The sequence below is a fragment of the Methanothermobacter sp. genome (assembly GCF_030055425.1).
Taxonomy (GTDB): Archaea; Methanobacteriota; Methanobacteria; order Methanobacteriales; family Methanothermobacteraceae; genus Methanothermobacter.
This window is the reverse complement of record NZ_JASFYE010000004.1, coordinates 22,445-33,490: the sequence shown is the minus strand read 5'-3', so window position 1 is coordinate 33,490 and position 11,046 is coordinate 22,445. Positions and strand designations below refer to the sequence as shown.

The following is an 11,046-nucleotide window of genomic DNA, read 5'->3' as shown; positions in this document are numbered from 1 at the left end:
AGTTCATCCTCAAGTTCAAGTATCCTCTTAAACTCCTCCATGTCTGCAAAGGCTATGAGATTCCTCTCCCATGCCTCCCTGCATCTGAGGCTACAGGGTATGAAACCTGATGGTAGCACAAGGGCGCATTTACCTGGGGGAACCTCAAGTTCATCCACCTCTGCAAGGTGATCCTCATCAATCGCATACCTGGTGTTCTCAGAGAAGCTCTTTATGCAGCACTCAGGGTAGCCAAGGAGTCTCCCTATGTTCTCATCATCACCCCTGTACACACCAAGTTCCGTGGATATCATGGGATCCAGGGCAGGCCTCACGGGCGGATTGTACCGTGAGGTTATCTCAATCTGCAGCTGGAGCCTCGACATGAGCTGGTTGAACTGAAAGTCATCCATACGGCAGACGACCTTCAGGCAGTCCCTGCATCCGTCTTCCCTTATCCTCAGTATCCTCTCATAGATCCTCTCTAGCATGAAAACCACATCTACCTCTTTACTGTGTACTCAACTATGAGGTCCTCCCCCAGGGTGTAGAACCTCTCAAGTTCAAGTTTTATGGCCTCAGACATATCGTCTATGCCCTCACCATCAACCAGTGTCCTTGCCTCCCTACCACCGGCGATCATCGGGGCTATGCACACCCGGACCTCATCAACAAGGCCCTCCGTTAACATTGAAAAATTGAGGGTTGAGCCCCCCTCGAGCATCAGCCTCCTGACACCCATCTCATGGAGCCTCTCAAGGAGCAGGCGGAGATCCACCCTGTCTTTTCCTGCAACCACAACCTCAGCCCTTTTTCTGAGTTCATTAACCCTTGATGCCGGGGCACTCTCCGAGACACCTATCACAGTGGGGGCCTCATGGTTGAGGACCCTGAAATCCAGGGGTGTCCTTGCCCTGCTGTCAACAACCACCCTGAGAGGGTTATCCCCTTCCTCTGCATCAACCCTGTGGACGGTGAGCCGGGGGTCATCTGCGAGTACCGTGTTTATCCCCACCATTATGGCGTCACATTCCCTTCGAAGCTCATGGACCCTCCTGAGATCCTCCTCACCGGATATCTCAGAACTACCTGTCTTTGTTGCAATCTTACCGTCCAGTGTCATTGCTGCGTTGAGTATAACGTATGGCCTCATGAACCTTCTCCTCCAGTCTATAGGTTTATATCCACCATACTATTAAATTAGTGTGGAAACTGATGGTCTGGATGACGGTGGGGCAGTCGACACCGCCGCCATACTATTAAATCAGTGTGGAAACCAGGTGGGGTTTCCAGATCGGGAGGTTGAAGTATGGACAGATACACTGCTGGAATGGAGATACTTGAGAGGATACACAGGGAGTCCTACAGGAAGCTGCGTGATGAACTTGAGGATGTTGCACCTGATCTTTCAAGGTTCGTGGTTGAATTTGCATATGGTGACATCTACTCCAGGGATGCGCTGGATCTTAAAACAAGGGAACTTGTCACCTTGGCTGCCCTCACGGTCCTTGGGGCTGAAAAACAGTTAAAAGGTCATGTGAAGGGTGCCCTCAATGCCGGGTGCAGCAGGGAGGAGATAATTGAGGTCCTAATCCAGATGGCCGTTTATGCAGGGTTTCCTGCAGCCATAAATGGTGTTACTGCGGCAGCTGAGGTTTTCAGGGAGATGGATGAATAAATCCAGAGGGCCTCACAGGCCAAAAATTCTTTCTGCATTGGATGTTGTCACCCTGTCAACATCCTCAATATCGGTTTCCTTGATCTCTGCTATTTTCTTAACCGCTTCAGCCACAAATGCTGGCTCGTTGCGCTTCCCCCTGAAGGGGGAGAGGTATGGGCTGTCGGTCTCTGTAAGCATGCACTCCAGCGGGAGGTCCTCCACAAGTTTCATGTGGTGATCCGAGAAGGTCACAAGTGTGGATATTGATATGTGGTAGCCAGCGTCCATTATCCTCTCTGCAGTTGATAGGCTGCCACCGTAGCAGTGAAAGACCACCTCTGGTATGCTGTGCTCCAGTACAATCTCAAGGGCCCTCTCCTCGGCGTCCCTTGCATGGACAACCAGGGGCATCTCATGTTCCTCTGCAAGTCTGGCGAAGATTCTGAAGGCCTCCTCCTGTCTTCTCCTTCCCTCAGCATCGCGGGTGTGGTGGAAGTCCATACCTGTCTCGCCTATGGCCACGATCCTGTCAATGTGTGATTCTATCTGCCCCGAGACCTCCTCTATGAGTTCAGGTCTGGCCTTTGATGCGTCGGCAGGATGGAAACCCATGGTGGGGTATATGAATCCCGGATAATCTGAGGCAAGTGCAAGGGCCCTCCTGTTGCCCCCGAGTCCAACACCTGAATCTATAATGGCCCTGAGTTTCCCCTTTGCCCTTTCAATAACCTCTTCACGGTTCCTGTTGAAGTCCTTGAAGTCCATGTGACAGTGAACATCTATTATATTGATCCCTCCATTGATCGCTTGACCTTTATCAGCGTGGCCAGGGTTATACCCATTTAAAAGTTGACCTTATGAGTACCTAGGTACCGAATCTCCTCTCTCTATGCTGGTATGACCTTATGGCCCTTAAGAAGTCGACCTTTCGAAGTTCTGGCCATAGGCTGTCGCAGAAGTAGAGTTCTGAATAGGATGACTGCCAGAGGAGGAAACCGCTGAGGCGCTCCTCACCACTGGTCCTTATTATGAGGTGGGGGTCCTCCAGCCCAGCGGTGTAGAGGTTCCTGTTTATCATGTCCTCGTCTATGTCCTCCGGGTCAATGCGGCCGGCCCTGACGTCCTCGGCGATTTTCCTTGCGGCGTCCACTATCTCCTGTCTCCCATCATATCCTATGGCGATGTTCACAAGTCGATCAGAGTATCCCTCAGTTGACTTCTCAGCAACCTCTATAGCCTTTCTAACATCTTCAGGGAGCAGTTCAAGTTTCCCTACTGCCTTGACCCTGACACGATTTTTATGGATCTTCTTATTGCTTGCTATGGCTTCAAAATTCTCCTTGAAGAGCTTCATTAGGCCCTTAACCTCGTTTTCTGGCCTTTTAAAGTTTTCAGTTGAGAATGCATAGGCGGTCACTATCTCTATTCCAAGGTCAACGCACCAGTCCAGGACCTTCTCCAGTGTCTCAATACCCTTCCTGTGACCCTCTATGGGGTCGACGCTGCCCTGGAGTCGTGAGTATCTCCTGTTACCATCCATTATAATGGCAACGTGCCTTGGCATTCTCTCCCTTTTGAGGTTTCGCGATATGTACCACTCATACAGTTTGTAAAGAGGTTTTAAAGGTGACATTTCCCATCTACCCGACTGGAGTTTTTAATATTCTATAAATTAATGTTCTAATCTCTCCAACTGGTGGCAAGCCAGTGGGCGAATCTCAGTGCCCTGCGGTAACCCGCAGTGGTCTGTGACCTTGATGTGTCAACAAAAATCCCATTAAATCCAAGGGCCACAGCCCCGTGGCTTCTGGCCGTGCCAACGAGAACCAGTGATCTGAATATGAGGTTACCTGTTATTCCATCGGGTGCTATGATGACGTTGCACCCATCCCTCACGGCTTCCTCTATCAGTATATGGTAGTGCCTCACTTCATATTTATCCTTTACCATTGATGCCAGCAGTTCACCATCACGGATTGAACTGTCCACTGCAGGGGACCTTCCAAGGTCACCTGGCCGTCCCCCTGATATTATACCGATGAGTGGCTCGGTCCCTGTTTTCATGAGAAAGTCCCCTGCGGCAGTGGCGATGCTGAGCCTTTCAGTGACTGTTTCACCCTCATCTATCCCGACTGGTGCAAGGAGGAAACTCCCCTTTCCTGTCTCTATCCATGAAGCCCTCATCAGGGGCCCATGATTCTTGAGTTCCGACATTATACCTGCTGACGAGAGGGACCCCCTCACATAGGCGTCCTTTCCCATCCTTAACCTTTCGATGAATTCTTCCTCGGAATAAACCAGTTCAACATCAAATTCCACTGAATACGCAGCCCTTTCGATGTTCCTGTTCTCCCCGACCCCTGCCACTATTCTCATTGGCTCACATCCCCTTATTTAAAAATCTCTCTGGAACTGCAGCAACATTAATATATGTGTTATGAGGTATTAAATATTCAGTTTTATATGATACATGAGCACCAAATATTTATATGGAATTCTGCAAATTTAGGTTAACGTAAATCTATTTGAATCAGGTTTTCAATCTCAACCCCTAATATGATCCAATTTAGGACCATCTTAAAGGAAGGTAAGTATATGGATACAAAAAATAAGATAATTCTCGGTCTCTTCATAGTCATAGTGGGTCTGTCAGTTGTAACATATGAAAACTACATCACAAACTCACAGAACGTTTTTGTGGGAGAAAAACACGTGCTGTTGCTCTGCGCGGATCCCAGTGAACCAAGGCCAGGTATAGGGGCAGTTGACATGGCCTTCATAATAACCCTGAACGAGGGTAACATAACCAATGTAACAGCTGTCTACCCCCACAACATGGCACATCCAACAGCAGAACCTCCATCTTCACTGAGGGCGCAGGGAGTAAACAGGTGGCTCCTACATGACTCCCTCTGGGAAAACGATACAGAGAAGGGTGCCAGACTTGCGCAGGAGATAGTGGAATACAACACCGGTGTGAAAACAGATATCGTTGTGATAGTGACACCCCAGGCAGTGGACGGCATCCTTCAGGCAATAGGTCCCGTATATGTTGAGGGCCAGGGCTATGTCTCAGGGAACAGCATAACATTCCTCAGGGAGGAACAGCAGCAGGGAGCCGCTAGGGGCGTTGCTATTCAGTCATTAATGAGGGCAATATTCAATGCCACAAAGGACCGTTCAAAGTACATGGCCATGGTAAACGCGGGGATACAGCAGTATCAGCAGGGAAACATCGTTGTTGTACCAGAAGGTGCCTTCATACAGTTCCTCATATCCACAGGACTTGAAAGGGTGACCAGCTAAACCTATTTTATTTTTTGGAAAACCATCATCGGGTCCTCAGTGCATGAAAAAATAAATGATTCAACACAAAACTTAACTACTATAATGTAATATATATGTCTGGGGGATCTCCTTGGCCGAGGGAAACATGAAAAAAACCAGTGGCTACCTTATATGTACACAATGCGGGGGCTACTACCAGCTGGAAGATGGTGAGGACCCATCTGATTTTGATTCCTGTGAATGTGGGGGCTCACTGGGATACTACAGCACACTCGAAGAGTTCTATGAAGAACCAGATGAACCGGACCCTGAAATTCCAGAAAAAAGTGATCGGAAAAGATTCCTCCTTGAAAACCTCTCAAGAAGCATAGACAATGAGGAGAGAACACTTCAGGAAATAAAAAGCGGTAAATGGTCCCTCATGGAATTCGTGGCTGAGAAGAGAATAATCGACGACGTGAAGGAACAGAAAAAGATTGTGGACGAACTCCTTGATGAGGAAATAATAGACAGCAATCTCATAACCGGTGGCAGGGGAGAGGCGGAGAGTTTCATATCACAGGTACGTGAACAGAGGGAGTTCCTTGCTGAACGTGAGGGAAAGACGCTTAACAGCAGATTTTTAAGGACCGCCGTTACGGTTCTCCTCATCTTTGTGGTTATATGCTTCCTCTACTTCTTTATAGCCGTAAAATTCACATAAAAAATTAATATCAGGAATGTGGCAGCTCTTCATGTAACTCAGAAGCTACTAAAATAAAGGGATTAATTTTTTAAATGGCTGAGCACATCCTCTGCAGTCTCAAGGGTACTGTTTATATGATCCATTTCGTGTGCAGCGGATATGAAACAGCACTCAAACTGTGATGGTGGTATGAAGACACCACTCTCCAGCAGCCCATGGAAGTACTTCATGAAGAGTTCAGTGTCTGATTTTTTAGCATCGGCGTAGTTTCTGACCTCGTCCTCAGTGAAATATATCTGGAACATTGAAGCCGGACCTGCAACCTGATACTCAAGGTCCATGTCAGAGATGAGTTCCCTTAAACCTGCCCTAAGATGGGACCCCATCCTCTCAAGACGGGAATACATTTTATCATCAAGTATTTTAAGGGTTTCAAGACCTGCCGTCACAGATACGGGGTTTCCATTGAATGTGCCTGCCTGGTATACGCTACCAGCCGGTGCAATGTTCTCCATTATCTCTCTTGGACCTGCCAGGGCCCCCATGGGGAAGCCACCCCCGACTATCTTTCCCAGTGTCACGAGGTCAGGCTTCACACGGTAGTACTCCTGGGCGCCCCCTGCTGCCAGTCTGAAGCCTGTTATGACCTCATCAAAGATGAGTAGAATGTCGTTCTCCCTCGTTACATCCCTGAGGAAGTTCAGGTAGCCGTTTTCAGGTTCTATGCACCCGATGTTGCCCATTACAGGTTCAACCAGGATGCATGCTATCTCATCTCCCATCCCATCAATGAGTTCAACCATCGCCTCCTCATCATTGAAGACCGTGGTTAGAGTATTTTTCACGGTATCCTCAGGTATACCCGGTGAATCGGGTGCTGCGGCGGCACCAGAACCTGGCTTCACAAGGACGTAATCGTGGGCCCCATGGTAGGATCCCTCAAATTTGACAATCTTTTCTCTCCCTGTGTATGCCCTTGCAAGCCTCACAGCGGCCATGGTGGCCTCTGTGCCTGAGTTCATGAACCTTACCATCTCAGCACAGGGAACCCTATCTATTATTGTCTCTGCAAGCTCTATTTCCCCCTCAGATGGTACACCATAGGTTGTGCCCCTCTCTATCTGCCTCTCAACCGCCTCAACCACCAGAGGGTGTGCGTGTCCCAGTATCAGGGGTCCATACGCCAGACAGTAGTCCATGTAGCTCTTACCGTCAACACTCTCCAGTATGCACCCCTTACCTCCAGCTGCAAAGAAGGGGTATGGCTCGAACCTCCTCACAGGTGAGCTGACACCACCCGGTAGAACCCTCTGTGCCCTTTCAAACAGTTCTTTCGACTTCATGATGGAACCTCTAATATTTCTAATCCTCGATGATGCTAAGGACCCTTCGAACTTATCCTCAGGAGAACCTCTAAACTTCCCCTCCATCTGATAGTGCTATAAGAGCATTTGCAGCTGCCACTGCGACAGGTGTGCCCCCCTTGGGGCCCCTGGTTATCATGTGGGGTATGTCTGTTTTCCTGAGGGCCTCCTTAGATTCTGCAGCACCTACAAATCCCACAGGAACCCCTATAACCGCCTCTGCATCCATTATGCCTTCAGCTGTAAGTTCAATCACCTTCATGAGGGCTGTTGGGGCATTCCCTATAACAACAATCCCCCCGAAGCCCCTCTCTGCAGCGTACTGCATTGAGGCAGCTGCCCTGGTGATATCCCTCTTTTTTGCGATCTCCCTGACCTCAGGGTCCCTTATGTGGCAGCTGGCAGGTCTGGATATCCCTGCACGGACCATCTCAATATCGGTGAGTATCTCGCCTGAACTCCTGAGTGAATCAAGGGCTGCATCCACAAAGTCCTGGCTGAACTCTGTCAACCGGGCATACTCAGGGTCAGCGGTTGAATGAACTATGCGCTCAACTATGGCCGCCTCCTCATCCCTGAGAGATCTTAACTCTTCAGATATCAGTTTCCTGACTATTTCCCTGCTCTTTCTGGCTATCTTATAGCCCTGTCCTGTGGATGCGCCCATCAATGTTATCACCTAAGGTGTGAGCCTCCTCCTGTCCCTCGGGAAGAGCACAGTCTCCCTTATGTTATTCACACCGGTGAGGGTCATGTTGAACCTTTCAGCCCCCAGGCCCCAGCCTGCGTGGGGTGGCATTCCATACTCAAAGGCTGCAAGGTAGCTCTCGAAGGAGTCCGGGTTCAACCCCTGCCTTCTTATCTTCTCAACCAGGAGGTCATGCTGGTGGACCCTCATGGCACCTGAGGATATCTCAAGGTCCCTGTACATGAGGTCGAATGCATAGCTCCTCTCTGGGTCGTCCTCATCTGGCATCACATAGAATGGCTTTATTGCGGTTGGCCATGAGGTTATGAAGTAGTAGCCGTCCATGACCTCACCAAGGGCCTTCTCAGCCGCCCTTGGAAGGTCCTCGCCGTGTTTCATTGGGACTCCCCGGGAGTTTACCAGTTCCACTGCGTCATCGTATTCCAGCCTCTCAAAGGGAGTTTCGGGCACCTCAAGGGTCCTTCCCAGGGTTTCAAGGGCGTCGGTGCAGTGCTCGTTAACATCCTCAATGACCCTCACAACCAGCCTTTCAAGTATCTTCATGACATCCTCATGGTCAACGAAGGATGCCTCTATGTCGATGGATATCACCTCGTTGAGGTGCCTGAGGGTGTCGTGCTCCTCTGCACGGAATATGGGTGCTATCTCATAGACACGGTCAAGGCCCGTTGACATCATCATCTGCTTGTAGAGCTGTGGGCTCTGACCCAGGAAGGCCTCCCTTTCAAAGTAGGTTATCGGGAAGAGCTCAGTGCCCCCCTCTGTTGCAGATGCAACAAGCTTTGGGGTGTTGATTTCAAGGAAACCATTCTCTTCAAGGAATACCCTGACTGAGTGCAGCATCCTGCTCTTTATTTTAAATATTGCACTCACTGATGGTTTTCTGAGGTCAAGGAACCTGGCATCGAGCCTCGTGTCTATCTCAGCCTTCACCTTCTCTGTGGGGTCAAGTGGCAGTGGCTGCTTTGATGGGTTCAGAACCCTCAGGAATGATGGTATTATCTCAAAGCCACCGGGGGCCTTATCTGACTCCTGGACCCTTCCCCCAAATGCCACAACGGATTCCTTTTTGAGCTTCCTCATGGATTTGAAGAGGTCCTTCTCAATCTTCTTGCTGGGTGCTGTTATCTGGATGAGCCCGTCACGGTCCCTGAGGAGTACGAATATTATTCCCCCAAGGTCCCTTATCTCATGGACCCATCCCATGACAGTGACTTCCTCTCCATCCATTTCAGGTTTTATGTCCTTTGAGTAGTGAGTCCTTCTAAGATCTCCAAGTAACAATCAGATCACCTCTTGTCGCTAAAGTGAATTATCAAGAGTAAATTCAGGTCACCTATCAAGTCTCCTACGGAATGACTCGGCATGGGCATGCAGGCCCTCGTATTCAGCAAGACGCAGGACTGTGTCCTGGATGTTCCGGAGCCCCTCCCTGGTTATCATCTGCACCGTTGGTTTCTTGAGGAACGACTCCGTTGATAGGCCCGAGTACATCCTGGCGCAGCCAGACGTTGGCAGCACGTGGTTGGTCCCTGAACCGTAATCCCCTGCCGCCACAGGTGAGAGGTCACCCAGAAATATGGATCCCGCGTTACGGATACCCTTGAGTGTTTTTTCGGGAGAATCCGTCATTATAACAAGGTGCTCCGGGGCGTAGGCGTTGCTGAAGTCCACTGCCCCCTTAATATCCTCGGTTAAAACTATCATTCCGTATCTTTCAAGGGACTCCTCTATGATATTGGCCCTTTCCATGTATTTAATATTTTCACGTACCTTCCCATCCACCCTGGCTGCAAGCTCCTCTGAGTCTGTCACAAGGACACTTGCCGCCTGGGGGTCGTGCTCTGCCTGTGCCAGTATCTCAAGGGCAATGTACTCCGGGTCTGCAGATTCATCTGCAATTATGAGGACCTCTGATGGGCCTGCCGGGAAGTCTATGTCCACTTCACCGTATACCAGTTTCTTTGCTGCGGTAACAAATATGTTCCCTGGCCCCACAATCTTATCCACCGCCCCGATCGTCTCTGTACCGTAGGCCATTGCAGCCACCGCCTGGGCGCCCCCCACACGGTATATCTCATGTGCGCCTGCAATGTCGGCCGCCACAAGGACAGCATCGGGAACCGAGCCATCGGATGCCGGGGGTGTGCAGCACACTATCCTTTCAACCCCTGCTATCCTGGCGGGTATGACGGTCATGAGTATTGTTGAGGGGTAAACGGCCCTTCCGCCAGGTATGTAGCAGCCCACACTGTCAAGGGGTCGCACTATCTGCCCTGCGCTGACCCCAGGCCGGATCTCGGCCATCCACTCAGATGGGAGCTGGAGCCTGTGGAACTCCTCGATGTTTGCTGCAGCTTCAGTGAGCGCTTTCCTGACCTGTGGGTCCAGGTTTTCATGGGCCGCCTCTATTTCCTCCTGGCTGACAGTGAGGCTTTCGGGTGAGACGCCATCAAATTTCTCTGTGAGTTCCCTTAGGGCCACATCACCACCCTCTCTCACCATTGAGATGATATCTGCCACCGGCCCCAGGACCTCATCAACATCAATCCTTGCTCTCTCAACAAGCTCATCGACTCTTTCATGATCAAATTCTATTATCCTCATGAGGATGATCCTCCGTGGAAAAGTTAAGGTGATGGTTAGTTTTATGGATCCATCACTTTTAAGAATTTGCAGACGATAAGCCACACCCGCACATGATTAATAATTTAAAAAGTTTCAGTAATATAAAACTTTATTTATCAGTTTTAACTTAACTATGAGAAGATGAGAGAAGATATTCAGGAATATCCGCCGATCTGCTGTAATTTTTACATTAATTCATATTATATCTTTAATTTTGATAAAGGGGCTGTCCATCCACCAAAATTTTTAAATAATAAATTTAATACACACTTATAAGGAGACTGAGGCTGGTAACCATGTATAAGGACGAAATGATACAACTGCACCAATTTCTGGTATATGTTCTGAAGTACCTCGAGAATGGATACGATATAAAGGATGAATGCGAAGAGTACTTCTCCCTCAACATCAGCCCCCACCACATCCACCGCACAAAGGCCGAGCATAAATACGCTATTTTTGTACTCTCAAGCGCCATCTCCGAGATCCTTGCAAAGAAAGAAGGGCACAACCTCCCGCCAAATGTTGTAAATGGCCTCTCAGAACTTGCAAAACGGTCAAGGAAGGAAGTCGTGAAGATGGAAGCCAGACTGGAGGCAAAATAGACCATCAATCCACTCTCCAAAATCTAAATTTTTCTAATTTAGATATGGTGCCAGCCAGAAACCAACCATAAATATTCGTTTAATCCATCTAAACCAACTATTTTAATATTCCCTTTAACTTATATCAT

The 11,046-nt window shown here is 49.2% G+C and carries 13 protein-coding genes; 4 read left to right on the top strand and 9 right to left on the bottom strand.

Translation table 11 applies throughout. From position 1 onward, the window contains the following. Window positions 1–470 (bottom strand): DUF483 domain-containing protein (locus QFX39_RS05265; protein ID WP_300478035.1); only part of this gene is annotated, 470 nt, incomplete at its 3' end. 11 nt (window positions 471–481) lie between these two features. Beyond that, the gene (locus tag QFX39_RS05260; RefSeq protein ID WP_300478033.1) at window positions 482–1,132 is read right to left on the bottom strand and encodes a 2,5-diamino-6-(ribosylamino)-4(3H)-pyrimidinone 5'-phosphate reductase; all 651 of its coding nucleotides are present in this window, start codon (window positions 1,130–1,132) and stop codon (window positions 482–484) included. A gap of 156 nt (window positions 1,133–1,288) precedes the next feature. Here QFX39_RS05260 and QFX39_RS05255 point away from each other — a divergent pair, with 156 nt between their 5' ends. Continuing rightward, window positions 1,289–1,657: a carboxymuconolactone decarboxylase family protein gene (locus QFX39_RS05255; RefSeq protein WP_300478031.1), complete on the top strand. Its 369-nt coding sequence runs from the start codon at window positions 1,289–1,291 to the stop codon at window positions 1,655–1,657. Window positions 1,658–1,669: 12 nt separating this feature from the next. Here the strand turns inward: QFX39_RS05255 and QFX39_RS05250 are convergent, their stop codons facing one another. From QFX39_RS05250 to mtxX, 3 genes are all read right to left on the bottom strand, one after another. Beyond that, entirely contained in the window at window positions 1,670–2,422 is a 753-nt protein-coding gene (locus QFX39_RS05250; RefSeq protein ID WP_300478192.1) for a TatD family hydrolase, read from the bottom strand. Between the two features lie 82 nt (window positions 2,423–2,504). Next, on the bottom strand, window positions 2,505–3,272 hold the full coding sequence (gene uppS, locus QFX39_RS05245) for a polyprenyl diphosphate synthase (protein ID WP_300478030.1): 768 nt from the start codon (window positions 3,270–3,272) through the stop codon (window positions 2,505–2,507). Between the two features lie 47 nt (window positions 3,273–3,319). Then, window positions 3,320–4,015: a methanogenesis marker protein Mmp4/MtxX gene (mtxX, locus tag QFX39_RS05240; protein ID WP_300478029.1), complete on the bottom strand. Its 696-nt coding sequence runs from the start codon at window positions 4,013–4,015 to the stop codon at window positions 3,320–3,322. 219 nt (window positions 4,016–4,234) lie between these two features. Here mtxX and QFX39_RS05235 point away from each other — a divergent pair, with 219 nt between their 5' ends. Both QFX39_RS05235 and QFX39_RS05230 read left to right on the top strand, forming a co-directional pair. Further along, window positions 4,235–4,945 carry a DUF4012 domain-containing protein gene (locus QFX39_RS05235; RefSeq protein ID WP_300478027.1) on the top strand — a complete coding sequence of 237 codons (711 nt, stop codon included), beginning with the start codon at window positions 4,235–4,237 and terminating at the stop codon, window positions 4,943–4,945. Between the two features lie 127 nt (window positions 4,946–5,072). Then, window positions 5,073–5,630: a hypothetical protein gene (locus tag QFX39_RS05230; protein ID WP_300478026.1), complete on the top strand. Its 558-nt coding sequence runs from the start codon at window positions 5,073–5,075 to the stop codon at window positions 5,628–5,630. Between the two features lie 62 nt (window positions 5,631–5,692). Here the strand turns inward: QFX39_RS05230 and hemL are convergent, their stop codons facing one another. The 4 genes from hemL to hisD all read right to left on the bottom strand — a co-directional run bounded on the left by hemL (window position 5,693) and on the right by hisD (window position 10,292). Beyond that, window positions 5,693–6,955 carry a glutamate-1-semialdehyde 2,1-aminomutase gene (gene hemL, locus QFX39_RS05225; RefSeq protein ID WP_300478025.1) on the bottom strand — a complete coding sequence of 421 codons (1,263 nt, stop codon included), beginning with the start codon at window positions 6,953–6,955 and terminating at the stop codon, window positions 5,693–5,695. Window positions 6,956–7,025: 70 nt separating this feature from the next. Next, window positions 7,026–7,643 (bottom strand): cobalt-precorrin-8 methylmutase, encoded by a 618-nt coding sequence (locus tag QFX39_RS05220; RefSeq protein ID WP_300478190.1) that lies wholly within the window; start codon window positions 7,641–7,643, stop codon window positions 7,026–7,028. A gap of 12 nt (window positions 7,644–7,655) precedes the next feature. Next, window positions 7,656–8,969, bottom strand: coding sequence for an aspartate--tRNA(Asn) ligase (gene aspS / locus QFX39_RS05215; protein WP_300478023.1), 1,314 nt, complete (start codon window positions 8,967–8,969; stop codon window positions 7,656–7,658). Window positions 8,970–9,017: 48 nt separating this feature from the next. Then, window positions 9,018–10,292 (bottom strand): histidinol dehydrogenase, encoded by a 1,275-nt coding sequence (hisD, locus tag QFX39_RS05210; RefSeq protein WP_300478022.1) that lies wholly within the window; start codon window positions 10,290–10,292, stop codon window positions 9,018–9,020. Between the two features lie 317 nt (window positions 10,293–10,609). On the opposite strand from hisD, the gene QFX39_RS05205 reads away from it, so the two are divergent. Continuing rightward, on the top strand, window positions 10,610–10,918 hold the full coding sequence (locus QFX39_RS05205) for a UPF0058 family protein (protein WP_013295492.1): 309 nt from the start codon (window positions 10,610–10,612) through the stop codon (window positions 10,916–10,918). Window positions 10,919–11,046: the final 128 nt, after the last annotated feature.